Source organism: Mesorhizobium sp. M0195, from assembly GCF_040322115.1.
Taxonomy (GTDB): domain Bacteria; phylum Pseudomonadota; class Alphaproteobacteria; order Rhizobiales; family Rhizobiaceae; genus Mesorhizobium.
Genome location: NZ_JAMYSV010000012.1, coordinates 141,563 through 165,698, shown reverse-complemented (window position 1 = coordinate 165,698; position 24,136 = coordinate 141,563). Strand labels below are relative to the sequence as shown.

At 62.5% G+C, this 24,136-nt stretch carries 20 protein-coding genes, 1 tRNA gene and 1 pseudogene; 6 read left to right on the top strand and 16 right to left on the bottom strand.

Translation table 11 applies throughout. The features are described from left to right. Positions 1–232: 232 nt before the first annotated feature. Positions 233–433, bottom strand: coding sequence for a type II toxin-antitoxin system HicB family antitoxin (locus NKJ12_RS22195; RefSeq protein WP_352477395.1), 201 nt, complete (start codon positions 431–433; stop codon positions 233–235). Positions 434–788: 355 nt separating this feature from the next. On the opposite strand from NKJ12_RS22195, the gene NKJ12_RS22190 reads away from it, so the two are divergent. Continuing rightward, on the top strand, positions 789–1,799 hold the full coding sequence (locus tag NKJ12_RS22190; protein ID WP_292657726.1) for an MBL fold metallo-hydrolase: 1,011 nt from the start codon (positions 789–791) through the stop codon (positions 1,797–1,799). 180 nt (positions 1,800–1,979) lie between these two features. On the opposite strand, the gene NKJ12_RS22185 is transcribed toward NKJ12_RS22190, so the two are convergent. The 5 genes from NKJ12_RS22185 to NKJ12_RS22165 all read right to left on the bottom strand — a co-directional run bounded on the left by NKJ12_RS22185 (position 1,980) and on the right by NKJ12_RS22165 (position 9,375). Next, positions 1,980–5,744 (bottom strand): vitamin B12-dependent ribonucleotide reductase, encoded by a 3,765-nt coding sequence (locus NKJ12_RS22185; RefSeq protein WP_352705110.1) that lies wholly within the window; start codon positions 5,742–5,744, stop codon positions 1,980–1,982. A gap of 646 nt (positions 5,745–6,390) precedes the next feature. Further along, positions 6,391–6,879 (bottom strand): NUDIX hydrolase, encoded by a 489-nt coding sequence (locus tag NKJ12_RS22180; protein ID WP_352509436.1) that lies wholly within the window; start codon positions 6,877–6,879, stop codon positions 6,391–6,393. A gap of 221 nt (positions 6,880–7,100) precedes the next feature. After that, positions 7,101–7,601: a xanthine phosphoribosyltransferase gene (gene gpt / locus NKJ12_RS22175; protein ID WP_352509435.1), complete on the bottom strand. Its 501-nt coding sequence runs from the start codon at positions 7,599–7,601 to the stop codon at positions 7,101–7,103. A gap of 112 nt (positions 7,602–7,713) precedes the next feature. After that, entirely contained in the window at positions 7,714–8,547 is an 834-nt protein-coding gene (locus NKJ12_RS22170; RefSeq protein WP_352477397.1) for a universal stress protein, read from the bottom strand. A gap of 78 nt (positions 8,548–8,625) precedes the next feature. Beyond that, complete coding sequence (locus NKJ12_RS22165) at positions 8,626–9,375, bottom strand: competence/damage-inducible protein A (RefSeq protein ID WP_352509434.1); 750 nt, start codon at positions 9,373–9,375, stop codon at positions 8,626–8,628. 149 nt (positions 9,376–9,524) lie between these two features. Here NKJ12_RS22165 and NKJ12_RS22160 point away from each other — a divergent pair, with 149 nt between their 5' ends. Continuing rightward, the gene (locus NKJ12_RS22160) at positions 9,525–10,511 is read left to right on the top strand and encodes an alpha/beta fold hydrolase (RefSeq protein WP_352509433.1); all 987 of its coding nucleotides are present in this window, start codon (positions 9,525–9,527) and stop codon (positions 10,509–10,511) included. 89 nt (positions 10,512–10,600) lie between these two features. Here the strand turns inward: NKJ12_RS22160 and NKJ12_RS22155 are convergent, their stop codons facing one another. From NKJ12_RS22155 to NKJ12_RS22120, 8 genes and pseudogenes are all read right to left on the bottom strand, one after another. Beyond that, entirely contained in the window at positions 10,601–11,494 is an 894-nt protein-coding gene (locus tag NKJ12_RS22155; protein WP_352705108.1) for a carbohydrate ABC transporter permease, read from the bottom strand. A gap of 1 nt (position 11,495) precedes the next feature. Next, complete coding sequence (locus NKJ12_RS22150; protein WP_254817687.1) at positions 11,496–12,446, bottom strand: carbohydrate ABC transporter permease; 951 nt, start codon at positions 12,444–12,446, stop codon at positions 11,496–11,498. 86 nt (positions 12,447–12,532) lie between these two features. Next, complete coding sequence (locus NKJ12_RS22145; protein WP_352705106.1) at positions 12,533–13,858, bottom strand: ABC transporter substrate-binding protein; 1,326 nt, start codon at positions 13,856–13,858, stop codon at positions 12,533–12,535. Positions 13,859–13,891: 33 nt separating this feature from the next. After that, positions 13,892–14,977 carry an ABC transporter ATP-binding protein gene (locus NKJ12_RS22140; protein ID WP_352477401.1) on the bottom strand — a complete coding sequence of 362 codons (1,086 nt, stop codon included), beginning with the start codon at positions 14,975–14,977 and terminating at the stop codon, positions 13,892–13,894. Between the two features lie 163 nt (positions 14,978–15,140). Further along, entirely contained in the window at positions 15,141–15,380 is a 240-nt protein-coding gene (locus NKJ12_RS22135) for a DUF2188 domain-containing protein (protein ID WP_254817690.1), read from the bottom strand. A 28-nt stretch (positions 15,381–15,408) separates the two neighbouring features. Further along, positions 15,409–15,702, bottom strand: a complete 294-nt coding sequence (locus NKJ12_RS22130) for a DUF982 domain-containing protein (protein WP_352467305.1) — start codon at positions 15,700–15,702, stop codon at positions 15,409–15,411. Between the two features lie 62 nt (positions 15,703–15,764). Further along, on the bottom strand, positions 15,765–16,082 hold the full coding sequence (locus tag NKJ12_RS22125; RefSeq protein ID WP_352705104.1) for an SH3 domain-containing protein: 318 nt from the start codon (positions 16,080–16,082) through the stop codon (positions 15,765–15,767). 108 nt (positions 16,083–16,190) lie between these two features. After that, positions 16,191–17,207 (bottom strand): annotated as a pseudogene (locus tag NKJ12_RS22120) (NADH:flavin oxidoreductase/NADH oxidase); the annotation flags it as partial. A 127-nt stretch (positions 17,208–17,334) separates the two neighbouring features. On the opposite strand from NKJ12_RS22120, the gene NKJ12_RS22115 reads away from it, so the two are divergent. Beyond that, the gene (locus NKJ12_RS22115; protein WP_352705102.1) at positions 17,335–17,913 is read left to right on the top strand and encodes an NUDIX domain-containing protein; all 579 of its coding nucleotides are present in this window, start codon (positions 17,335–17,337) and stop codon (positions 17,911–17,913) included. Positions 17,914–17,976: 63 nt separating this feature from the next. Further along, positions 17,977–18,960, top strand: coding sequence for a DUF2971 domain-containing protein (locus NKJ12_RS22110; RefSeq protein WP_352705100.1), 984 nt, complete (start codon positions 17,977–17,979; stop codon positions 18,958–18,960). Positions 18,961–19,313: 353 nt separating this feature from the next. On the opposite strand, the gene NKJ12_RS22105 is transcribed toward NKJ12_RS22110, so the two are convergent. Beyond that, positions 19,314–19,399, bottom strand: a tRNA-Leu gene (locus NKJ12_RS22105). A gap of 278 nt (positions 19,400–19,677) precedes the next feature. Between NKJ12_RS22105 and NKJ12_RS22100 the strand changes: the two genes are divergently transcribed. After that, entirely contained in the window at positions 19,678–20,130 is a 453-nt protein-coding gene (locus NKJ12_RS22100) for a cupin domain-containing protein (protein WP_352570883.1), read from the top strand. A gap of 543 nt (positions 20,131–20,673) precedes the next feature. Beyond that, positions 20,674–22,485, top strand: coding sequence for an adenine deaminase (gene ade, locus NKJ12_RS22095; RefSeq protein ID WP_352705098.1), 1,812 nt, complete (start codon positions 20,674–20,676; stop codon positions 22,483–22,485). 429 nt (positions 22,486–22,914) lie between these two features. Here ade and NKJ12_RS22090 read toward each other — a convergent pair whose 3' ends face one another. Then, the gene (locus NKJ12_RS22090) at positions 22,915–24,078 is read right to left on the bottom strand and encodes an alpha/beta hydrolase (RefSeq protein WP_352705096.1); all 1,164 of its coding nucleotides are present in this window, start codon (positions 24,076–24,078) and stop codon (positions 22,915–22,917) included. Positions 24,079–24,136 lie beyond the last annotated feature (58 nt).

Below are 24,136 nucleotides of genomic sequence, written 5' to 3'. Positions count from 1 at the left end.
AAGGGGGCGGAGCTCACAAAGACGAGCGAAATCCCTGCGATCCCGCCCCATCCAAACATCCCCGGTTACTGCGCAACAGGCCCCTTGTGGGAGAAGGCGGATCGGCGCGCAGCGCCGAGCCGGATGAGGGGTGTTGGACGGAGTGCCGCCGTGCCAAGCTGGAGCACCCCTCATCCGACCGAGCTTCGCTCGGCCACCTTCTCCCACAAGGGGAGAAGGGGAGGCGCAGCTTTTACGCCTCAATATATTCCGCATATTCCGCCAGGCTGACACCTTTGGGCACATCCAGTCCATCGGCGCGCGAGGCCTTCGATGTGAAAGCGTATTGCGTCGCGAATTTCGGTTTTTCCACCTCGAGCACCGATCGCAATGCAGCCGGGTAGGTCCGGCAGCTAAGCGGAAAAATTGTTTCCGGCTTTTCGATGACTGCCACGTAACGCATTGCGCGACCTCTTCGGTTGGAAATGTCATTATGGCCAGCGGCCGATCATCTACACCGACGTAGTTGAACAGCAGCTCCTCCTGAGATCTTTCCTGCTCTAATGAGCACATCGTCACGGATATCGAGGACGGCTTCGAGTCAACGCTGAGCGCGCGGCGCGGTTCGGTGGGCGAGAGCGTCTACTCCCTCGTGCCAGCCTCTTCACCACCAAATCCTCGCTGCGGTCCACTGAGAGCACAGGCTGCCCCATCCTCAGGTGTAGCTCGATAGCCGACACGCTTCCCCATAGGGTCCCCGACGTGGCTTGTGACCCACACGTCTCGATCACGCAAAACAGGAGCGCATCATGTCGCAGGCAGAAACAAAAACCCGCACGACTGGTCAGCAGGAGACAAACATGAGCTTGGACAACATTTCACACCCTTCGATCCAGCACTGCGCCGACAGCCTGAACGCCAAGCACAGCAACGGTAGACCGGAGCCCGAATTGGTTCCGTCGCGCTACGCGCTGCAGGTCGGCGACATCGACGTGCTGGTGGTCAGCGATGGAGTGCTGCCGATACCAGCGCCGGTTATGGCATACAACGTCGACCCGGCCCTCCGGGAGGCCTGGCTGGACGACATGTTCCTGCCGCCGGACGTGCTCGAGTGGCCGCTGAACGTGGTCGTCGTACGCAGCGGCGACCGGACCATACTCGTGGACGCCGGGCTGGGGATGGACCCGGACTTGCACTTGCCGAGGGCCGGGCGGTTGGTCTCGCGATTGGAGGCCGCCGGCATCGATCTCGCATCCGTCACCGACGTGGTGCTGACCCATATGCACATGGACCACATTGGCGGGCTGCTCATCGACGGGGTGAAGGACCGGCTGCGTCCGGATCTGCGGATTCACGTGGCGGCCGCCGAGCTCAAGTTCTGGGAGTCGCCCGATTTCTCCCGCGTCTCCATGCCAACGGGGTTCCCGGATGCGCTGCGGCGGGCGGCCAAGCGGTTCGTGAACGACTACCACAGCCAGTTGCGGCCGTTTGAGACGGAGCATGAGGTGGCGCCGGGGGTGGTCGTCACGCTCACCGGCGGCCACACCCCCGGGCACAGCGTGGTCCGCCTAGCGTCCGGCGGCGATCGGCTGACCTTCGCCGGCGACGCCGTGTTCCAGGTCGGGTTCGACCAACCCGACTGGCACAACGGCTTCGAACACGACCCCGAGGAGGCGGCCCGCGTCCGGATCAATCTTTTGCGGGAGCTGGCGGCGACCCGCGAGCCGCTGGTGGCCACTCACCTGCCGTTCCCGTCTATCTGCCATGTGGCGGTGGACGGCGATGTCTTTCGTTGCGTGCCGGCTGTCTGGGACTACTGACCCGCGTATCGGGTTAGGGCCGAGCACAGCGTTTGAACGACCGCACGAGCAACGTCGCGAGCTTTGAGTAGCTAGGCATCGGGCGTGCCTGATCGGGTGGTGGCAATTGGCTTGCTTTGGCCGTTAGAGGTGGGTTGCCGTCAACCCACCTCCAAGCGATGAACTTGCCTATCAGCTATCTCAGCTACATCCGCTCGTAGCCCCGCAAGTATCGCACTTCTCGCAAGTGCCGTTCCGCACCATCGTGAAGTTATGGCACTCCGAGCATTCGTTGCCGGTGTAGCCCTGCATCAGTGATTGCTGGCGTCGGTTGGCAGCGAGCGCTTTTGCTTCGGCGGCTTCTTTGGCGGCCTCGTCGGTGAACAGCTCCGTCGGGTCGGACGCTTCCGCGTAGACGATGTCCTCGACCAGTTCCCTGGCGCGCTCCTCGTAGTCGCGCTTGTAGGCGATGGCTTCGTCGCTGGCCGGCTTCAGCGTCAGCACGTTGGAGCCGGAGAAGGCGGTCGGGGCGGTACGGGCTGGAGTCCCGGAGCCCGAACCGGCAAAGCCTTTCGGCTCGGCGCCCATGCCCGACACCAGCTTGACCGGCGAGGCGCCGCGGGTCAGGCCCTTGGAGAATGGCGTCGCCTTGCCTTCGTTGATGCCGCGCCCGAGTGCGGTCTTGTCGAAATCCGACTGGTCGACATGGGCGAGGTCGTGGCGGCCGAGATAGGAGACGGCGAGTTCGCGGAACACATAGTCGAGGATCGACGTGGCGTTCTTGATGGCGTCGTTGCCCTGCACCATGCCAGCCGGCTCGAATTTGGTGAAGGTGAAGGCTTCGACGAATTCCTCGAGCGGCACGCCATATTGCAGGCCGAGCGAGATGGCGATGGCGAAGTTGTTCATCATCGCCCGGAAGGCGGCACCTTCCTTGTGCATGTCGATGAAGATCTCGCCGAGGCGGCCGTCATCGAATTCGCCGGTCCTGAGATAGACCTTGTGGCCGCCGACGACCGCCTTCTGGGTATAGCCCTTGCGGCGGTTCGGCAGTTTCTCGCGATCGCGGTAGAGACGCTCGACGACGCGCTCGACGATCTTCTCGGTCACCTGCACGGCGCGCTGCGCGGCCGGTGCCGCGATCAGCTGCTCGACCGCTTCGTCCTCGTCCTCCTCGCCGTCGGCGAGCAGCGAGGCGTTGAGCGGCTGCGACAGCTTCGAGCCGTCGCGATAGAGCGCGTTGGCCTTCAGCGCCAGCTTCCACGACAGCATGTAGGCGCCCTTGGCGTCTTCCACCGTCGCGTCGTTCGGCATGTTGATGGTCTTGGAAATGGCGCCGGAAATGAAGGGCTGTGCCGCCGCCATCATCATGATGTGGCTGTTGATCGACAGCGAACGCTTGCCGATCTTGCCGCACGGGCTGGCGCAGTCGAACACAGGCAGGTGTTCGGCCTTCAGGAACGGCGCGCCTTCCAGCGTCATCGCTCCGCAGACATGGATGTTGGCGGCCTCGATGTCCTTCTTCGAGAAACCCAGCGCCGGCAGCATCTCGAACGAGAAATCATTGAGCTGCTCGTCGGTGAAGCCGAACGTCTCCTTCACCCAGTCGCCGCCCAGCGTCCACTGGTTGAAGACGAACTTGATGTCGAAGGCCGACTTCAGCGCGGCATTGAGTGCGGCGATCTTTTCGTCGGTAAAGCCTTTTGCCTTGAGCGAGCCGGGGTTGATGCCGGGCGCCTGGTTGAGATTGCCGTGGCCGACGGCATAGGCCTCGATCTCGGCGATCTGGCTCTCGGAATAGCCAAGCGTGCGCAACGCTTCCGGCACGGCGCGGTTGATGATCTTGAAATAGCCGCCGCCGGCCAGCTTCTTGAATTTCACCAGCGCGAAGTCGGGCTCGATGCCGGTGGTGTCGCAATCCATCACCAGGCCGATCGTGCCGGTCGGTGCGATCACCGTTGCCTGTGCGTTGCGGTAGCCATGCTCCTCGCCAAGCTCGATGGCGCGGTCCCAGGCGGCCTTGGCATGGTCGGCAAGCTCCTGCTGCCTGAGATCCGAGGCGACCAGCGGCACCGGGTTGACGGCAAGCTTCTCGTAGCCGTCCCTTTCGCCGTAGGCCGCGCGGCGGTGGTTGCGCATGACACGCAGCATGTTCTGCGCATTGCGGTCGTAGTCGGGGAAGGCGCCGAGCTCGGCGGCCATTTCAGCCGAAGTGGCATAGGCGGTGCCGGTCATGATCGCGGTGAGGGCGGCGCAAATGGCGCGGCCCTCGTCGGAATCGTAAGGAATGCCCGAGGTCATCAGCAGGCCGCCGATGTTGGCGTAGCCGAGGCCGAGCGTGCGGTACTCGTAGGAAAGCTTGGCGATCTCCTTCGACGGGAACTGCGCCATCATGACGGAGATTTCCAGCACCATGGTCCACAGCCGCACCGTGTGCTCGTAGGCAGCGATGTCGATGGTGCCGTCGGCGTTGCGATAGGGCAGTAGGTTGATCGAGGCCAGATTGCAGGCGGTGTCGTCGAGGAACATGTATTCCGAGCACGGGTTGGACGCCCGGATCGCACCGGCCGAGGCGCAGGTGTGCCAGTCGTTCATCGTCGTGTTGAAATGCAGGCCCGGATCGGCCGACGCCCAGGCGGCATAGCCGATCTTTTCCCAAAGATCGCGCGCCTTCAGCGTCTTCAGCACCTTGCCGTCCTTGCGGGCGGTGAGATGCCAGTCGCCGTCCTGCTCGACGGCGCGCAGGAAATCGTCCTTCAGCGACACCGAATTGTTGGAATTCTGGCCGGAAACGGTGAGATAGGCGTCCGAATCCCAGTCTGTGTCGTAGGTCTTGAACGACATCGAGGTGTAGCCCTGCTTGGCAAACTGGATGACGCGGTAGATGTAGTTCTCCGGCACCGCGTCCTTCTTGGCCGCCTTGATCTCGCGCTTCAGCGCGGTGTTGACCGCCGGATCGAAGCAATCGTCGCCATTGCCTTCGCAGTTGATGCAGGCCTTCATGATCGCTTCGAGATGCTTCTTGACGATCTTCGAGCCGGTGACCAGCGAGGCGACCTTCTGCTCCTCGTTGACCTTCCAGTCGATGAATTCCTGGATATCGGGGTGGTCGGCGTCGACGATGACCATTTTCGCCGCGCGGCGCGTCGTGCCGCCCGACTTGATAGCGCCCGCCGCGCGGTCGCCGATCTTGAGGAAGCTCATCAGCCCCGACGAGCGGCCGCCGCCCGACAGCTTTTCGCCTTCGCCGCGCAGGAACGAGAAGTTCGAGCCGGTGCCGGAGCCATATTTGAACAGGCGCGCCTCACGGACCCACAAATCCATGATGCCGCCCTCGTTGACGAGGTCGTCCTGCACGCCCTGAATGAAGCAGGCATGCGGCTGCGGATGCTCGTAGGAAGACTTCGACTTGGTCAGCTTGCCGGTGAACGGGTCGACATAGAAATGGCCCTGGCTCGGACCGTCGATGCCATAGGCCCAGTGCAGGCCGGTGTTGAACCATTGCGGCGAATTCGGCGCGACGCGCTGGGTGGCCAGCATATAGGCGAGCTCGTCGCGGAAGGCGCGCGCGTCTTCCTCCGACTTGAAGTAGCCGCCCTTCCAGCCCCAATAGGTCCAGGTGCCGGCAAGCCGGTCGAAGACCTGGCGGGCGTCGGTCTCGGAACCGTAGCGCTCGGCTTCCGGCAGCTTGGCCAGTTCAGCCTCGTCGGCCACGGAGCGCCACAGGAAGGAGGGAACCTGCGTCTCTTCGACCTTCTTCAGCCGTGCCGGGACGCCAGCCTTGCGGAAATATTTCTGCGCCAGGATATCGGCGGCAACCTGGGAGAACTGCGCCGGCACGTCGATGTTGTCCAAGCGGAACACCACCGAGCCATCCGGATTCTTGATCTCAGAAAGCGCCTTGCGGAATTCGATCTCCGCGTAAGCTGATTGCCCTGGCTTGGTGAAACGACGCTCGATGCGCATTGGTCCGGTCCCTTTTGTCTACATATAGCGCTTTTCCCAGAGGATTTCTGCCCTCTTGACGAAACGCGCATGCCCGCCGTCTGCCGGCGTTCGAAAACCCCGACTCTCATCGTCACAGTCTCCGCCGCCCTGCCGGTCGAACCTCTTACGAGGCCGCTGTCCAACGCGCTCACGGACCCTGTGGGTCCCTCAAAACTGAAAACTTTTTGTAACGCCCTCGGTCGAGGGAAATTCACATTATCTAGCGTCGAACCTACCTGCAAACACTAAATATAGTATTAACAGACAATTTATTCAAGTCCGACAATCCTCCCCTTTCGCCCCCCAAGGCTTCAAAATCCCACGCCTTCGCCAGCCTCGTAAACAGGCGGGAATGCGGATCAAAACGCACATATTCCGGGAAAAAGACCGGCCTCGAAACTTTTCCGGTCGCGCTCTCAACAGGAGCGCATGGCCTATAAAAGGCGACTCGTTTTGCGCCGTCAAGGATTCGTTTGCGTAGCTTTTATGACCCCAACATCTTGTGTGTCACATATGTGGATAACGGGGATAGAAGCGGAGCGCAGCGAGGAAGGTTCGGCGCCGCGCGGAGGTGCTTCGGCGATGGCGTTCGCGGCACCTGACCGCGGCTATGCGCCGCCCGGGCTCAGGAGAACCGGCGTGGATCGGCGCAGAAATGGGCGATGATCTGGCGAAGGTCCGGTTCATGCACCATGCCCACAGCCTCGGCGGCGCTGACCCACTTGCGGGTGCGTGCCCGCTTTTCCTTCCACCGGTCGGCGACTTTGTCGACCTGCAGCGGGAACACCAGAACCTCGCACGGCACTTCCTCGCCAGAATCCAGCACCTTGGCGTAGAAATAGCGGCCGGCCTCGTGATGCGAGATCGTGCCGCGCAGCCCGGCCTCCTCGCCGGCTTCGCGCGCCGCCGCTTCGCAAAGCGGCTCCTTCGCTTCCGGCCAGCCCTTGGGAAGCACCCAACGGCCGGTATCGCGGCTGGTGATCAGCATGATTTCGATGCCGTCCCCGCTATCGCGCCAAGGCAACGCTGCAACCTGCAGGCGGGACGGCACCGCGCCGAAGAGTCGCTGGACCCTTTCGGCCAGATGGTTGTGCGTCGTTGGCCTCGTCAACATCGGAGAAGCTTGCCCCAGCTTCCAGAATCATTTGCCGTCTCATGAATCTTACGGCTAATTATAAGCAATAAAAGTAAAAAATGTTTCATGGACCAGCGAAATTCTGCCGATTTGCGCCGGTCTCGCCCAAATGGGGCGGCCGCGCGAGCATCACGCCGGCATTTCTCGGCTGCGGATGGTGCCTTGGGCGGGCTGGTTGCAATAAGCGGCGGTGCCGCGAATCAGCCGGCGTGGTCGTCGGCGATCGGCTTCTGGTAGGTGAAGCCCATGTCCCACGGAAAATAAATCCAGGTGTCCTGGCTGACCTCGGTGACGAAGGTGTCGACCAGCGGCCTGCCTTTCGGCTTGGCGTAGACGGTGGCGAAGTGCGCCTTGGGCATCATCGCGCGCACGATGCCCGCCGTCTTGCCGGTGTCGGTAAGGTCGTCGATGATCAGCACGCCGGCCCCGTCATCCACGAGCAGCGCCGGCGTGACCTCCTTGAGCACCTGCAACTGCCCCTGGCTGGTGTAGTCGTGGTAGGACGCGACGCAGACCGTCTCGATGATGCGGATGCCAAGCTCGCGCGAAATAATGGCGGCCGGAACCAGGCCGCCGCGCGTGATACAGACGATCGCCTTCCATTGCCCCTTGTTGGCGCCGGCAAGCCGCCAGGCGAGCGCGCGCGCATCGCGGTGGAACTGGTCCCAGGAGACCGGGAAGGCTTTTTCGGGCAGGGACATCTTTCGCGCACTCCGCAAAGCGCGCATCGCGCGCAGACACTATGGAATGCGCGCGGAATTAACTGGAAAGGCTTGGCTTTGGCAAGGGGAGTGGAAAGCTATCCCTGTGAAGCTACCGCGACAGGAAAGCCGCCACCGGTGCGGTGCGCAGCACCGTCCGCGTGACCCCGCCGAACAGCAGCTGGCGCAGCCAGGAATGGCTGTAGGCGCCGAGCACGAGCAGGTCCGCACCCGTTTCGGCGACCCTGGTCTGGATGATGTCGTCGACCGAGGCGCCGCCGGACCTCAGCACCGAGACGCTGACGGTCGCGCCGTGCCTGGACAGCGAGGCGGCGATTTCTGCGCCGGCCGTTTCCGGCGCCTCGTCGAGCGTATCCGGCGGGTCGATGACGACGATGTCCGTCTTTTCAGCCTCGATGATGAAGGGCAGGGCATCGAAGGCCGCACGCGCGGCTTCCTTGCTGCCGTTCCAGGCGAGCAGCACATGCTTGAAGCTGGTCACCAGCGGACCCGAATGCGGCACCACCAGCACCGGCCGGCCGGCATCGTAGACCAGCGTGTCGACGTCGGCGCTCGGGTCGCTGCCCGATTCGCGCTGCGCGGCGATGATCAGGTCCGCGGTGCGAACGGTCGAGATGCCGGTCAGCGCGCTGTCGCCGGAAAAACTCTCGAGGCTGCGCCATTCGAACGACAGGCCGGAATTCTCGACGCGATTGTGAAAGGCGGCCTGCAACTTCTCGGCGCGCTCCCGGTTCATGTCGGCCGAAACCTGCAGGAACTCGGTGTCCGGAAAGCCGGTGGCCGAGGTGTAGGGCACGGGCAGCGCCTCGGCATGAATGCCGATCAGATGGCTCTGGAACCGGCTGGCCAGCGGGATCGCGCAGTCGAGCACGCGCTCGGCGTCCTGTTCGTTCTGCAGTATGGCGACGATGGTCTTGAATCGCATGGCCGTCCGTCACTCCTTACGGCGATCCCATCGTGACAAACGTCACTGCGTGATGCTTGGTTCCGTCACGCCGGCCGATCAGCCCGCCTTGTTTGCCTTGATCAAACCCGCCACCATAGCCTCTACGTCGGCGCGTGCGGAGTCCAGCGCCTGCCGGCTGCGGGCGCGCACCACCAGTTCCGTCCAGAATTTGCCGTCGCCATATTTCGGATAGGAGCCGATGATCGTTTCCGGATGCGCCTTCTGGATGTCGCCCAGCGGCCCGCCGATCAGGCCTTCGCCGAACGGACATTCCACGGTGGCCGACAGCATTTTGGTGCCGGCCCGCAACGTCGGCACGACATTGTCGAGCATCGCCTGGAAAATCGCCGGCACGCCGGCCATGACATGGACGTTGCCGATGCGAAAGCCCGGCGCAACCGACACTGGGTTGTCGATGTGGTCTGCCCCGCGCGGCATCCGCGCCATGCGCTTGCGCGCTTCCGTGTATTCGATGCCGCGGGCAGCATAGCTTGCCTCCAGCAGGGCGTAGGCCCTGGCGTCGTATTCGCATGGCACGCCGAAGGCCTTGGCAACCGAATCGGCGGTGATGTCGTCATGCGTCGGGCCGATGCCGCCGGTGGTGAAGACATAGGTGTAGCGGGTGCGCAGCGCATTCACCGCAGCGACGATCTCGTCTTCCTCGTCCGCAACGATGCGCACTTCCTTCAGGTCGATGCCGATCGCCGTCATGATATCGGCGAGGTGGCCAATGTTCTTGTCCTTGGTGCGGCCGGACAGAATCTCGTCGCCGATGACGAGCATGGCGGCGGTGACGATTTCGGTCATGGCAGGCTCCGGCAAACGGGTCGCCTGAGATAGCGCGGCGGACGGCCGGCGGCAATGCCGCCAAACGACGGATCCACCTGTGCCACCTCCCTTGCAGTGGACCCTTCGGCGGGTGATGCTGCGTGCCGGTTTGGAGCCTTGAGCAAGACATGCCGGTACCGATTCTTCCATGGCTGCCCGGCGCGCTGGTTCTGCTGGTGCTCGTCGTGGCAGCCTATCCTCTGCTGGCGACACGGCGGATCGCGGCGAAAGCCGAAAGGCTGGTGCCGGCCAGCGGGAAATTCATCGAGATCGACGGCAACCGCATTCATTATGTCGAGACGGGCGAGGGCCGGCCGATCGTCTTCCTGCACGGTCTCGGCGCGCAGCTTCATCATTTCCGCCACACGCTGTTCGGAATTTTCGGCTCGAACTATCGGCTGATTGCGCTCGACCGTCCGGGCTCCGGCTATTCGGTGCGGGCCACGGGCGCCAGCGGGCGGTTGCCCGAGCAGGCCGAAATCGTGCGGCGCTTCATCGAAATGCTGGGACTGGAAAAGCCGCTGATCGTCGGCCATTCGCTGGGCGGAGCCATCGCACTGACGCTGGCTGTCGAGCATCCCGAGGCGATTTCCGGTGTCGCCTTGCTGGCGCCGCTGACCCATATGGAGCCGGACGCGCGCGAGAAGTTCGGCCCGCTTTACATCAACTCGCCGTTGCGGCGCCGGATCATGGCTCATACGATGGCGATCCCGGCGGCTCTCAAATATGCAGAACGCACGTTGGCCTTCATCTTCGCGCCACAGACGGCGCCGGCCGACTATATGGTCGAGGGCGGCGGCTGGTGCGGACTGAGGCCAAGCCATTTCTACGCAACAGCGACCGATGTCGTGGCCATCGCGCATGACCTTGGCCGCATCGAGCAACGCTATGGTGAAATCACCATGCCGGCCGGCATTCTGTTTGGTGCTTCCGACCGCGTGCTGGGCATCGGTATCCACGGCTGGCCGGTGATGGAAAAGATCAGCGGGCTCGATTTCGAGCCGGTCGAGGGGCTTGGCCACATGCCGCAATTCGTCGAGCCGGAACGGGTCGTCGCTTTCATCGAACGCATTGCCGACCGCGCATTTGCGCCGAAGTCCGACACCGGCAGCTGACACCCTCCCGGACGCGGTATCGGCCGGCAGGGTGCCGCCCCGCGCATCCCGGCCGCCGGGAATACCTCCGAACCTAATCAGGATATCGGCTATTCCTTCACGGCTCCGGTCATCGAGGAAACATAGTGCTCGACAAAGAACGAATAGAGCACCACCACCGGCAGCGAGCCGATCAGCGCTCCCGCCATCAGCGCCCCCCATTCATAGACGTCCGAGCGCACCAGCTCTGTGAGCACGCCGACCGGCACAGTCTTGTTTTCGGACGACTGGATGAAGGTCAAGGCGTAGATGAACTCGTTCCATGACAGCGTGAATGCGAAGATGCCGGCGGAAATCAGGCCCGGCACCGACAGGGGCAGGACGATCTTGGTGAGGATCTGCCAGCGGCTCGCCCCGTCGATCAGCGCGCATTCTTCCAGCTCGAACGGGATCGAGCGGAAGTAACCCATCAACAGCCATGTGCAGAACGGGATCAGGAAGGTCGGATAGGTGAGGATGAGAGCGAAGGGCGTGTCGTAAAGGCCAAAGTTGAACACCATCACCGACAGCGGAATGAACAGGATCGAAGGCGGTACGAGATAGGCGAGGAACACCGCGAGGCCGACCTGGCGCGCCCCGGAGAACCTCAAGCGTTCGATGGCATAGGCCGCGAACACCGCAGCCAGCAGCGACAGGAAGGTGGCGGCGGTCGAGATGATGATCGTGTTGAGCAGCCAGCCCGGATAGGAGGTCTCGAAGAGCAGGTAGCGGATATGCTCGAGCGTCGGATGCACCACCCAGAACGGATTGAAATTGGCGTAGTCGGTCATCTCGAGATTGGGCTTAACCGCCGTGATCGTCATCCAGTAGAACGGAAACAACAGCACGATGACGAATATCAGCAACGGCAGATAGACCGTCACCACGCGGCGCGGCACGCTCTGCAGGTAGCCCATGCCGCCTTCGTCGAGTTCCGGGCGTTTGCTCGTTTCGATCGCGATCATGTCAATCTCCGCCGCCCTGCTGCCATTTGCGCCGTTGCAGGCCAAAGTAGCTGAACAGGATCGCCGCCAGCAGGAACGGGATCATGGCGACTGCGATCGCGGCGCCTTCGCCAAGCTGGCCTCCGGAAATGCCGCGCTGGAACGACAGCGTCGCCATCAGGTGGGTGGCATTCACCGGCCCGCCGCGCGTCAGCACATAGATCAGCTGGAAGTCGGTGAATGTGAACAGCACCGAAAACGTCATGGTGATGGCGATGATCGGCGTCAGCAGCGGCAGCGTCACATAGCGGAACAATTGCCAGCGGCTGGCGCCGTCGAGCGTGGCGGCCTCGTAGAGCGACTGCGGAATCGTCTGCAGGCCGGCAAGCAGCGTGATCGCCACGAAAGGAATGCCGCGCCAGACATTGGCGGCGATGACCGAAGCCCGCGCATTCTCGGGATCGCCGAGGAAATTGATGCGATGGTCGATCAGGCCCATTTCCATAAGCGCCCAGGACAGGATCGAGAACTGCGAATCGTAGATCCACCAGAAGGCGATGGCCGACAGCACCGTCGGCACCACCCAGGGGAGCAGGACGATCGCGCGGAAGAACGATTTGAACGGCAGGTTCTGGTTGAGGATAAGCGCCAGCCAGAGGCCGAGCACGAACTTCAGGATCGAGGCGCTGATCGTATAAAGCAAGGTGTTGAAAACGGAGAGCCAGAAGACGGCGTCGTCCCACAGATATTCGTAATTCTCGATGCCGATGAAGATGCCGGGGCGGCCGATGCGGGCATCGGTGAAGCCGAGCCAGACGCCGAGCCCGAGCGGATAGGTCAGGAAGACCAGCAGCAGTGCCGCCGCCGGCAGCATGAAGCCGAAGCCAAGCGCGTTTCGGCTATCGGCCAAGGTCGCCAGGATGCGAGACAAGATCGAGGGACGCGGCTGAACGGCGGCGGAGGTCACGGCCATGGGTCGGCTCCTCTAAGGTTTCGTAAACGGCCGGGCGGCCATGCGCGATTCGAAGCCGGGCAGCATGGCTGCCCGGCCGAGCCGGCTCAAACGCGATAGTAGCGGTTGGCGCGCTTTTCGGCCTCCTCCATCGCCTCTTGCGGCGTCGCCTGGCCGGTCACCGCCTTGGCGAACATGTCGACCAGCACATAGTCGGCCATGGTCGCCGCCGAGGCATAACCGAGCGGGCCGGCATAGCCGTTGGGCCGCAGCGTCGCCGAGGCCTTGGCGTAAGCGGCATTGTTCGGATCGGCCGTCCAAACCGGGTTGTTGTCAAAGGCTTTGAGCGTCTGGCAGCAATAGCCTGCCGACGACGTGATCCACTGCGACATTTGCGGATCCTCGAACATGAACTGCAGGTAGGCCTTGGCCGCGTTGGGGTAGGGCGTGTAGTCGAAGATCACGGCCGTGGTCACCTGGAACAGCTCGACGGATTTCCCGACCGGGCCGATCGGCAGGTTGGTGGTGCGGATGTCCTTGGCTATTTCAGCCAGCTTCGGATCCTTGTCCTTGTTGATCTTGGCCGTGTTGTAGGCGGAAATGCCGTTGGCGATGACGCTCAATTCGCCGGCCAGGAAGGCGCGGTTGTTGTTGACGTCGAGCCAGCTTTCAGTGCCGGGAATGAAGGTCTTGTAGAGTTGCTGCGCGTATTCGATCGCCTTCAGCGTCTCCGGGCTGTTGATCGTCACCTTGCTGTTCTCGTCGACCATCTGGCCGCCATGGCTCCACAGCAGCCAGTGGGCGTAGTTGTTGCCGTCGCCGACGCCGTGGCCGTGCGTGAAGCCGGCCGGGTGCCCCTTCGCCTGCAATGCCTTGCAAAGCTCGAGCAGGCCTGCCGTGTCCTTTGGAAATTCTGAGAAGCCGGCCTCCTTCACCCAGCTTTCGCGATAGACGATGGCATTGCCGATGGTCGCTAGCGGCAGGCCGAGGAACTTGCCTTGCCGTGTCGCATATTGGTGCGGTCCGTCGTGCCAGCCGCCATATTTCGAGCCGAGATATTCGCCTAGTTCCGTCACATCGTGCAGCTTGTCGGGATATTGGTGCGGGTCGTCGAACCAGACGAACATCAGGTCCGGGCCGGAGCCGACATTGGCGGCGACCGCCGCCTTGGGGCGAATGTCCTCCCAGCTTTCCTTGTCGACGCGGACCTCGACGCCGGTCGCTTCGGTGAAGCGCTTGGTGTTGGCCAGCCATTGAACCTCGTCGCCCTGCACGAAAGGCGACCAGCGCAGCAGCCTGAGCTTGGCGCCGTCCTCGGGCTTGTATTTCAACCCCTCTTGAGCAAAGGCGGGAGAGCCGATGAACCGGCTTCCCAAGGCTCCCGCCGCCGCGCCGGCGGTGGTGCGGATCACGTCGCGTCTGGTGAATTTCATGTTCGCTTCCTCCTGCTTATTGTCCTTGCCGTCCTACTGCCCGATGGGTGTTTCGAACCGCTGTCCGGTTTTGCCGTGAAAGAGATGGATGAGGCCAGGCTCGGCCGTAAGCCGGATGGTTTCGCCCGGCGTGAAGGAATGCCGTTCCCGGAAATTGGCGACGATCTCCTCGCCGCCGGCGGTTCGGCCGATGAGCTGCACTTCGGACCCTGTCGGCTCGACCACCGCGACGGTGACCGGAATGCCCTGATGGTCGGACAGCCGTAAATGCTCGGGCCGTATCCCCAGCACGACCGGCTCACCATTGCCGATGGAAAGTGCTGAGGCCAACGGGACCGAAATCCCTCCGGCGCCGCGAAACGACGGCGAGCCGTCGCTTACGATCTCGCCCCTGAGCATGTTCATGGCGGGCGACCCGATGAAGCTGGCGACAAAGAGGTTGTTCGGCCGGTCATAGAGCTCGAGTGGCGGCCCGATCTGTTCGACGATGCCGTCATGCATGACGACGATCTTGTCGGCCATGGTCATCGCCTCGATCTGGTCGTGGGTGACGTAGACCGTCGTGGTCTTCAGGCGCTGGTGCAGTTCCTTGATCTCGGCGCGCATCTGCACCCGGAGCTTGGCATCGAGATTGGACAGCGGCTCGTCGAACAGGAAAACCTGCGGGTCGCGCACGATCGCCCGGCCCATGGCGACGCGTTGGCGCTGGCCGCCGGAAAGCTGGCGGGGATAACGGTCGAGCAGCGGCACCAGTCCCAGGATCTCGGCCGCGCGCCGCACGCCGGCATCGCTCTCCGTCTTGGGAACGCCCTTGAGCATCAGCGAGAACGCCATGTTCTCGGCAACCGTCATATGCGGGTAGAGCGCATAGTTCTGGAAGACCATGGCGACGTCGCGCTCCTTTGGCGCAACGTTGTTGACCACACGTTTGCCGATCGCGATCTGGCCGCGCGAGATCTTTTCTAGGCCGGCGATCATTCTGAGAAGGGTCGACTTTCCGCAACCCGAAGGTCCGACCAGCGTGACGAACTCGCCGTCGTTTATATCGACGCTGACCCCGTGCAGGACCTCGACGGTCCCAAATGATTTGTAGACATCGCCGATTGCGACAGACGCCATCGATCTCCTCCCGATTGATTCCTGCAACGACTTCGAAGGAAACCGCTTTCTGCCTGGCCCGCGGCGACGCCCAGGCTCCTCCCCGGTCACGCGCGATGTAAGACGGTAGCGCTACCAAACCGACCTGTAAAGCACGCCGGCATCACTGGGATATCGACACGCCCTAATCCGAAACCTCGGTCTGCGGCCGGTCGCGGCCGTCGGCGAGCTCGTCGTGCCAGTTGCCGTCGGCGTCCTCGTACTGGATGCCGTCGGTGTTGCCGGCGACCTGCTGTTCGGCCGAAGCGATCTCGGCGGCGCGCAAGGCATCCTGATGGGTGGGGAACGTTTCGGAGAATGTCGAGCCGACCTTGTAGGCCCAGCCTCCGTCATGCTCAACGATCTTGTAGGTCAGTTTCGCCATGAAACCCTCCGGTTGAAAGCCCGTTGCCTCAATGCAGCCTGTCGTCGGCCAGCCTGTCGTCTGGCAGCCTGTCGTCTGCGACCAGCACGTCCGATTCCCTGGCGGCTTCGATCAGTGCCCGGCGCGCATCCGCCGTCGAACGATAACCTTCCAGCACTTTTAGGCAAGTGTCGAGGGCATCACGATGACGGGGCCCGCGATTGAGTGGCCAGACCGTCATCAGGCACTCCGCCGCCTCCTGGGCGCTGCGGATGTGGCGATACTTGCCGACATGGCCGAGTTCGACCACGACCGGCTTTTCAAATGGCTTGCTGTCCATCATCGCCGCCAACGCGGAGCGGCCGATTTGGTTGCAACTGCTATTTTAGCTCAGGCGAAAATAGCTCAATAGCCGCAGCCATTGCGCAGCCAGCGCGCATTCGCCCAGCCGGTGCGGCCGCCGAAATCGACCTGGTACCAGTTTCCGCGCCGGTCGAAGATCTCGGTTTGGTCGCCGTTGAACAATTGCGCGATCATGCGTGACGACGAGTTCGGTCGGGCCCGAACGGCGAGAAAGCCACTTCCGGTTGCCAGATTGTAGTGCTTGGAAAGACCGTGAACCGTACCTTCGCAATATTGCGCCCCGGCCGGCGTCGATGCGGCGAACGACAGCCCGGCCACGACCGCGGCGGCAGCCGCAATGGAAATCCCCCTGAACGACATGTCTCTGCTCCCCCAACCCGCCGCGCCCAGCCGCGGCCCCGGCCACTCTACACCGGCAGAGGATCAATGCGAAGCTGTCCTGGCCCGTCCAGCGAGACGAACCCGCCGTCAGTTCGCCGCCTTCATCCAGTGCTGCATCGTCGTCACCGAGCGGGCAAGCTGCGGCGCCGGGTGGATTTTCTCGCCGAAGGTGGCCGCGGCGCGCCAGCCCCAGCGCGGATCGGCAAGAAAGGCGCGCGCCAGCGCCACCATGTCGGCGCGGCCGTCGGCGACGATCGCCTCGGCCTGTTTCGGATCGTCGATCAGGCCGACGGCCCGCGTCGGGATGCCGACGGCCTTGCGCACCGCTTCGGCCAGATGCACCTGGTAGCCCGGGCCGGTCGGCAGCTTCTGCAATGGCGAATTGCCGCCACTCGAGCAGCAGAGATAGGCGACGCCGGCTTCCTTCAGCGCTTTTGCCACTTCGATCGCATCCTCGACGTCGAAGCCGCCATCGACCCATTCCTTGATCGACAGACGCGCGCCCAGCATCAGCCTCGGCACCGCCTTCTTCACCGCCTTGGCGATCTCGACGGCGAAACGCATGCGGTTTTCCAGCGAGCCGCCCCAGCGGTCGGTGCGCCGGTTGGAAAGCGGCGACAGGAACTGGAAGATCAGGTAGCCGTGCGCGGCATGCAGCTCGATGAAGTCGAAGCCGGCGCGCTCCGCCCGCCGCGCCGCGTCGGCAAAGCGTTCGATGATTTGCAGGATCTCGTCGTCCTCCAGCGCCCGCGGCACCTGCCAGCCGGTGTCGTAGGCGATGGCCGAGGCCGACACGATCGGCCACGGATCCTGATCGGCATGCAGCGGGCCGCCGCCCTCCCAGGGTTTGCGGTTCGAGGCCTTGCGGCCGGCATGGGCAAGCTGCGTGCCGAATTTCGTGCCCGGTGCGGCGACACGCTTGGCTGCATCCAGCGTGCGTCGCGCGGCCGCCTCGTTGTCCTCGGAATAGAGGCCGAGACAGCCATGCGAGATGCGGCCGCGCCGTTCGACATCGGTCATCTCGACGGTGACCATGCCGGCGCCCGACATCGCCAGGTTCATCCAGTGATAAAGGTGCCAATCGCTGGCCGAGCCGGTTGCCGCTATTTAGGCAGCCGACTGTGCCAGCGCCAGACACGAGACGGTGAAACGGCCCCTGGACCAATTGGTGGACCGATTGCACGAACGGCCGTTCGCGGCTACGCCTTGCCGCGGCAGCAGGGAGTCCACCATGGAAGATCGCATTCGCATCCGCTCTGAGGAAGTCCTTTCCGACGAATGGGCGGTTTTGAAAAAGACCGTCTTCGATTATCGCCGGCGCGACGGCAAATGGGAAACGCACACCCGCCAGACCTACGATCGCGGCGACGGTGCGGTGATCCTGCCTTTCGATCCCGAGCGGTCGACGGTGCTTCTGGTGCGGCAGTTCCGTTACCCGGCCTACGCCACCGGCCACAAGGAGCCGCTGATCGAGGCCTGTGCCGGCCTGCTCGACGAAGACGATCCCGAAACCTGCATCCGCAAGGAGGCCGAGGAGGAACTCGGCTACCGCCTGAAGGACGTGCAGCGGCTGTTTTCGCCCTATATGAGCCCCGGCAGCGTGACCGAGCGGCTCTGGTTCTTCGTCGCACGCTATTCGCCCGCCGACCGCATTTCGGTCGGCGGCGGCGCGCATGACGAAGGCGAAGACATCGAAGTTTTGGAGATGCCGCTCGACGAGGCGCTTGCCGGCATCCACGACGGGCGGATCATCGACGCCAAGACGATTATTTTAATCCAGCACCTGAAGCTGAACCCGATCGGTGGGTGAGGGGTGGTGGAGCTGAGTGCGCCACGGGACCTCGCCGTGTCCCATTAGGGAGTGCGAAAAAAGATGGAAAGACAAATACCGGCCATTTCAGGATTTGATTCAGACGACTTGCGAGTGGTGCAACTCTTTTACCCTTTCGCTTTCGAACAGACGATGCGGGGCATTCAGCAGCAGATTCGCTTTGCTCACTATTCCTCCGCCGAAGCCGCGATGAGGATATTGCAGAGCAATCAGGTGTGGATGCGCAAAGCCTCGGCGATGAATGATTTCCGAGAAATCGACTATGGGAAAGAATGCCTAATTGGTGCCTATGCCAGCGACACGGGGAAACGGCTGAAGGCGGCCCTCGAAGAGATGTTTCAGGGCATCACCGGGGACATCGAGGAGCGGTTCAACGCTTGGTATCCACATTTCGAAAATGGCACCTTTCTGACCTCCATATCTGAGCACGATCCCAGTGAGGATCGGATCGGCCGGTTGTCAATGTGGCGGGCGTATGGTGGCACAACCGGCGTTGCCGTAGTATTGAGAGGAACGTCGTTTCTTGCCCCAAGTGACGCGCTTAAAGCCTACACGAGTCCCGTCGCGTATTTATCGCATGCGCAGTTCCAACGAGAGTTCGATCGCTTGGCCGAGGGCATCATTAGCAACGCTGAATTTGTGAAGTCGAGAGGGCGCGAGGAGGTGCTCGCGAACATTTTCAATGCGTTTCGCATGGCGACTGTCTGTACAAAGCACCCAGGGTTCCATGAGGAAAAAGAATGGCGGGTCATTTACAATCCGGCGTGGCAGCAGTCCGATCGAATTACCTCATCTGTCGAGGTGATCCGCGGGGTACCTCAAATCGTGCAAAAAATACCGTTGGTAGACGTGCCTGAGGAAGGTCTGGTCGGCATAACAATACCGGACCTAGTGGAGCGTATCATTATTGGCCCGACCGACTTTCCTCTTGAGATACGAGAGGCGACGATTGAGCTTTTAAAATCAAAGGGCGTGGCAAACCCATCCGAAAAAGTGATCATTTCGGATATTCCGCTTCGCCACTGAAAGTGCGGTCGGCCGATAAGGCGACGTTTGAGGGAATATTGGTCAATTCGGTGCAGGGCGAAAATCGTCGGCACACCCAATTCGCGCATCGAATCTACATAACTCTGGCCGCGTTGGTTGGCATCCAATATGTACCGCTCAAAATCGGTTGGCCCGGACGTGTCGAAAATCACGCGTTCAATCGGGGGCTTGGTCAGCACCGTGACACCGACGACAAGGTAGTGAAAAAGTAGAAATCACATCAAGCCATTGCGCGACTCCATCCTAGAGGCAAGCGAGCGGATACCCGTACGGACACCCTGACCAATTTTTTGCGAGGCGTCCGGCAAATATGACAACGGATAATCCAAATCTGGTGCGGACGACGGGAATCGAACCCGTACGATCAGAGATCGAGGGATTTTAAGTCCCTTGCGTCTACCAATTCCGCCACGTCCGCAGGCCAGCCCTTTTCAGCCGCCAGCCAAAGGCCGTCAAGCCGTCTTCTGCCGTAGAGAAATCTGGCACTGGAAGCTAGCGAGGCCGATCACCTACAGTGATACAAACAAAATCGTTTCACCTGGAAATATTTTTAGCGGCAGCTTCCGCGGCTACCGCGAATGCGCGTCCCCCGTTCGCAGGATGCGTTCGGGCGCTCTGCCCTGATAGACTCCAATTGGCAATTGGATCGGCGCCGCGATACTCGACGCCGTCCTCTACAAACACTGGGAGATTGTCATGCTCAAGCTTGCCTCTGCCCTGGCACTGCTGCTTGTTGGGACGGCGCCTCTGTTTGCCGATGAGATGCCGATGAACGCCAAAGACATCAAATGGGGTCCTGCTCCAGCTGTCATTCCCGCTGGCGCGGAAATGGCTGTTGTCGCTGGAGATCCCTCAAAGGACGGCGCCTATGTGCTGCGGTTGAAGACACCCGCCGGCTACAAAATTGCCGCACATAATCATCCCACCACGGAATACGTAACGGTGCTTTCCGGCAACTTCCATATTGGAATGGGCGATAAGCTCGACGAGGCGAAAGGTGTCGAACTGACTGCTGGCGGCTTCGGCGTCGCGCCGGCCGGAATGAATCACTTCGCCTGGACGACAAGCGATACGATCATCCAGGTTCATGGCGAGGGGCCATTCAAGATCACCTACGTCAACCCGGCAGACGATCCAAGCAAGAAGTGACAGTTCGGGATCGAATTGATTGAACCGGCTGAAGGCTCGGAACGAGTGCGTCAAACTCCGCGACCGTCGATTCAGAAGGATCCTCTAACGAGACGAAAGCTGATTGGCCGCAACGGAATCGTATTCCGCTTGGGCCAATTTGCCATGAATGGCGCCATGACAGAAAAACCCGCCTCGGGAGGCGGGTCGTTGGAGCCAATTAGCACCATACCCAAATTAGTAGCATAGCTGCCGGCACAAAGCAAGAACAAAGTTGCTGCGGCCGGCACAAAATGCCCTTGACGATTGGCGAAAGCCATGGCGCATCGATCTCCCTCCTTGAGGGGGAGATGGCCGGCAGGCCAGAGGGGGCCGTCGCGCGTCGAGCGCCAGCCTGTTTTGTTCGCGGTAAAGGTTCGCGTCAGGACGTCCCGACCCCCTCTGTCGCCTTCGGCGACATCTCCCCCTCGAGGGGGGAGATCTGCAACTTCGCCGTCCGCGCTTACTTCCTCGCTGGTCAAAATCCTCGCGGCTTGGCACAGTCGGGCAAAGAGGAGCCTGTTGATGCCGAAGACCGCCAATGCGACGAAACCAAAACCCTGGGCCGAGATGGCGACGCATCTGGTCGATGTCGCCATGGGCCGCAAGCCCGCCGATCTCGTCATCCGCAACGGGCGCTGGGTCAACGTCCATTCGGGCGAGATCATCGCCGGCACCGACATCGCCATTGCCGGCGGCCGCTTTGCCTATTGCGGGCCGAACGCCGGCCATGCCATCGGCCAGGGCACCAAGGTGGTCGATGCCGGCGGCCGCTATCTGGTGCCGGGGCTTTGCGACGCGCATATGCATGTCGAGAGCGGCATGGTGACGGTGACGGAATTCTGCCGCGCGGTGATCCCGCATGGCACAACTTCGATGTTCATCGATCCGCATGAGATCGCCAACGTGCTCGGCCTGCCGGGCGTGCGGCTGATGCATGACGAGGCGGTCGCCATGCCGGTCAACGTGCATGTGCAGATGCCGTCCTGCGTGCCCTCCGCTCCGGGGCTGGAGCATGCCGGCGCTGAGCTGACCGTCGCCGATGTTGCCGAGGCGATGACCTGGGAAAACATTATCGGGCTCGGCGAGGTGATGAATTTTCCGGGCGTCGCCGCCAATGATCCGGTGATGTCGGGCGAGATCGCGGCGACGGTGAGGGCCGGCAAGACCGTCGGCGGGCATTATGCCTCGCGCGATCTCGGCCTGCCGTTCCACGGCTATGTCGCCGGCGGCCCGGAGGATGACCACGAAGGCACGCGCGCCGAGGATGCCATCGCGCGCGTCCGCCAGGGCATGAAGGCAATGCTGCGGCTGGGCTCGGCCTGGTATGACGTCGCCTCGCAGATCAAGGCGGTGACGGAGAGCGGGCTCGACCCGCGCAACTTCATCTTGTGCACCGACGATAGCCATTCCGGCACGCTGGTGCACGAAGGCCATATGGACCGGGTCGTGCGCCACGCCATCAGCCAGGGCTTGAAGCCGGTGACGGCGATCCAGATGGCGACGCTCAACACCGCCCAGCATTTCCGGCTGGAGCGCGAGATCGGCTCGATCGCGCCGGGACGGCTCGCCGATCTGCTGATCGTCTCCGATCTCGCCGAAATGACCATCGACGAGGTCTATGGCCGCGGCGTCAGGCTGGCCAAGGGCGGCAAGCTCGAAATCGACATTGCAGCCTACAATTATCCGCGAACGGCGAAGAACACCGTCAAGCTCGGCAAGAAGCTCGAGGCAGGCGATTTCGACATCGCGGCACCGATGGGCGCCAACGAAGTGCGGGTGCGGGTCATCGGCGTCATCGAAAACCAGGCGCCGACGCGGGCGCTGGAGGCCGATCTTGCCGTCGAGGACGGGCTGGTCGCCATGGATCGCCGCAACGATGTCTGCCAGATCGCGCTGGTCGAACGCCACAAGGGCACCGGCGGCGTCACCAACGCCTTCGTCTCCGGCTTTGGCTATATCGGCGACTGCGCCATGGCCTCGAGCGTGGCGCATGATGCCCACCACATTATCGTCGTCGGCACCAACAAGCAGGACATGGCTCTGGCCGTGAACCGGCTTGGCGAGGTCGGCGGCGGCGTCGTGCTGTTCTCCAAGGGCAAGGAGCTGGCGCTGGTCGAGATGCCGATCGCCGGGCTGATGTCGGACGAGCGGGCGGAAATCGTCGCCGCCAAGGCCGACAAACTCAGCGACGCCATGCGCCAGATGGGCTGCTCGCTCAACAACGCCTACATGCAGCACTCGCTGCTGGCGCTGGTCGTCATCCCGGAGTTGAGGATTTCCGATGTCGGCCTGATCGACGTGACAACTTTTCAGAAGGTTGATTTGTTCGTTTAGCGCTGTCGATATGCCGGCCTGCAAATGGCAATTTTCTGCGCTTCCGGTGGTCCCTTCAGGGGTAAATCGCGTACCCTGAAGATTAGCCGAACATCCGTCGCTTCGTCATCCCAGGGCGGAGCAGGAGCGAAGCGACGTCGCGAAGACCCTGGGATCCATGCCGTTACATCTGTGGCGCACGAAGGCGGATCAGAATCGAACGCCTCTTGGCTCCGGCAGGCAATCCAGCGATGCCGAAAGGTAACTGACGCTGTTGCGGATACAAGCCATTCCGAACCGCTGCAATCTTCGGCAGATGTAACGGCATGGATCCCAGGGTCTGCGCTCCGCTTCGCGTTCGCTCCGCCCTAGGATGACGAAGGCATGGTGGCTTAGGTTTAATCGCCAGCGTCGGCGATTAGCGGCTGCAGGCCGATCGACAGCGATCGCTCACCCGCCGGTGGCGATGGTCAGCACTTTGAACGGCGTGGTGATGACGATTTCGGCGACCGAACCGACGGCCTTGCCGAGGCCCTGGCCGAGATTGTCGAGCTGGGCCGGCGCGGTCTCTTCGGAGGCGAGGCCCGCCGGGGCGCGCAGGCGGTCGCCGAGCAGCTGCACCAGGAACGGGTTGTCGGCGAATTTGGCGTGGTTCAGCCGGTCGCCGCCCTTGGTCTTGGTCAGGTCGACCACCGAGACGCCATAGCTGGCGAGGTCGGCCGCGTCGCCATAGTCGCCGACGCGTGGCTTGTCGCCAGAGATCAGGGTCGACAGCCTGAGCGCCCGGTCGTCGCCCGAAAGCAGCACGGCGAACGGCTTGTCGGGCTTGCCGTAGCGGATCATCTGCTTCTTGAACACGTCGACGTCGATGTCGGGTGAGGCCAGGATGACGTAGCCGAGCTTGCCGCCGAGGTCGCGGTCGCCGGTGATGGCAAGCTGGCGCAATGCTTCCATGGTCACCCAGGTCCCCATCGAATGGGCAATGATGTCGATGCTCTTGGCGCGGCTCTTGGCGAGCATGCGCAGCGTCGCTTCGAGATCGTCGCGCGCCGCATTGGCGCTTTCCTTGTCGTAGATGTAGCCGGTCGTCTTGCCGCTCGACGCCCACGAAAACAGCACCGGCGTTCCTGGGTATTTCGTGTCATGCGCGATCTGCGTCAGCCGGTAGATGCCGTCGTCGAAGCCGTTGTTGAAGCCGTGCACGAAAACCAGCGCGCGGTCGCCGCGCATGGCGATATCGGCGCCGACCGCCTTGGCGAATTGCGGCGCGCCTTCGTAGAAGGTGACGCCGGTCGCCGTGAAATCCTTCGCCGGATTGCTGTTGGCCGAGCCCTTGACCCGCTCGATGGCGCCGAGCTGGTGAATTTTGGGCACCGTCACCTCGACGCTGGCAAAGCTGGTGGTCGGCGAACGGTCGCCGTCGAACACCTGCCGGGGCGCTTTCATTGCCTTTTGCCGGGTTGTGGCGACGAAGATCTTGTGCGTCGCCGCAATGTCCGAAGCAGGCACGGTGATCGTCGTCTTGTTGAGCAGATCGTGCGTGTTCTGGCCGGCGCAGCCTGCCAGCGCGAGCGCGAACGCAACGACGAGAAAGATCTTCGAAGGCACGGTCACGCGGGCTCCCGCAAAGGCGACGTCGAGCCGGAGACGTCTTGGCCTATTCGATAGAGGC

What these genes read in the sequence shown, in the direction of transcription:
- NKJ12_RS22135 (WP_254817690.1), bottom strand. Translation starts at nt 15,380, where the DNA reads ATGGCGAAACTGACCTACAAGATCGTTGAGCATGACGGAGGCTGGGCC.
- gpt (WP_352509435.1), bottom strand. Translation starts at nt 7,601, where the DNA reads ATGTCCCTGCCCGAAAAAGCCTTCCCGGTCTCCTGGGACCAGTTCCAC.
- NKJ12_RS22155 (WP_352705108.1), bottom strand. Translation starts at nt 11,494, where the DNA reads ATGATCGCGATCGAAACGAGCAAACGCCCGGAACTCGACGAAGGCGGC.
- NKJ12_RS22140 (WP_352477401.1), bottom strand. Translation starts at nt 14,977, where the DNA reads ATGGCGTCTGTCGCAATCGGCGATGTCTACAAATCATTTGGGACCGTC.
- NKJ12_RS22150 (WP_254817687.1), bottom strand. Translation starts at nt 12,446, where the DNA reads ATGGCCGTGACCTCCGCCGCCGTTCAGCCGCGTCCCTCGATCTTGTCT.
- NKJ12_RS22160 (WP_352509433.1), top strand. Translation starts at nt 9,525, where the DNA reads ATGCCGGTACCGATTCTTCCATGGCTGCCCGGCGCGCTGGTTCTGCTG.
- NKJ12_RS22125 (WP_352705104.1), bottom strand. Translation starts at nt 16,082, where the DNA reads ATGTCGTTCAGGGGGATTTCCATTGCGGCTGCCGCCGCGGTCGTGGCC.
- ade (WP_352705098.1), top strand. Translation starts at nt 20,674, where the DNA reads ATGCCGAAGACCGCCAATGCGACGAAACCAAAACCCTGGGCCGAGATG.
- NKJ12_RS22145 (WP_352705106.1), bottom strand. Translation starts at nt 13,858, where the DNA reads ATGAAATTCACCAGACGCGACGTGATCCGCACCACCGCCGGCGCGGCG.
- NKJ12_RS22110 (WP_352705100.1), top strand. Translation starts at nt 17,977, where the DNA reads ATGGAAAGACAAATACCGGCCATTTCAGGATTTGATTCAGACGACTTG.
- NKJ12_RS22165 (WP_352509434.1), bottom strand. Translation starts at nt 9,375, where the DNA reads ATGACCGAAATCGTCACCGCCGCCATGCTCGTCATCGGCGACGAGATT.
- NKJ12_RS22115 (WP_352705102.1), top strand. Translation starts at nt 17,335, where the DNA reads ATGGAAGATCGCATTCGCATCCGCTCTGAGGAAGTCCTTTCCGACGAA.
- NKJ12_RS22185 (WP_352705110.1), bottom strand. Translation starts at nt 5,744, where the DNA reads ATGCGCATCGAGCGTCGTTTCACCAAGCCAGGGCAATCAGCTTACGCG.
- NKJ12_RS22190 (WP_292657726.1), top strand. Translation starts at nt 789, where the DNA reads ATGTCGCAGGCAGAAACAAAAACCCGCACGACTGGTCAGCAGGAGACA.
- NKJ12_RS22170 (WP_352477397.1), bottom strand. Translation starts at nt 8,547, where the DNA reads ATGCGATTCAAGACCATCGTCGCCATACTGCAGAACGAACAGGACGCC.
- NKJ12_RS22180 (WP_352509436.1), bottom strand. Translation starts at nt 6,879, where the DNA reads ATGTTGACGAGGCCAACGACGCACAACCATCTGGCCGAAAGGGTCCAG.
- NKJ12_RS22100 (WP_352570883.1), top strand. Translation starts at nt 19,678, where the DNA reads ATGCTCAAGCTTGCCTCTGCCCTGGCACTGCTGCTTGTTGGGACGGCG.
- NKJ12_RS22130 (WP_352467305.1), bottom strand. Translation starts at nt 15,702, where the DNA reads ATGATGGACAGCAAGCCATTTGAAAAGCCGGTCGTGGTCGAACTCGGC.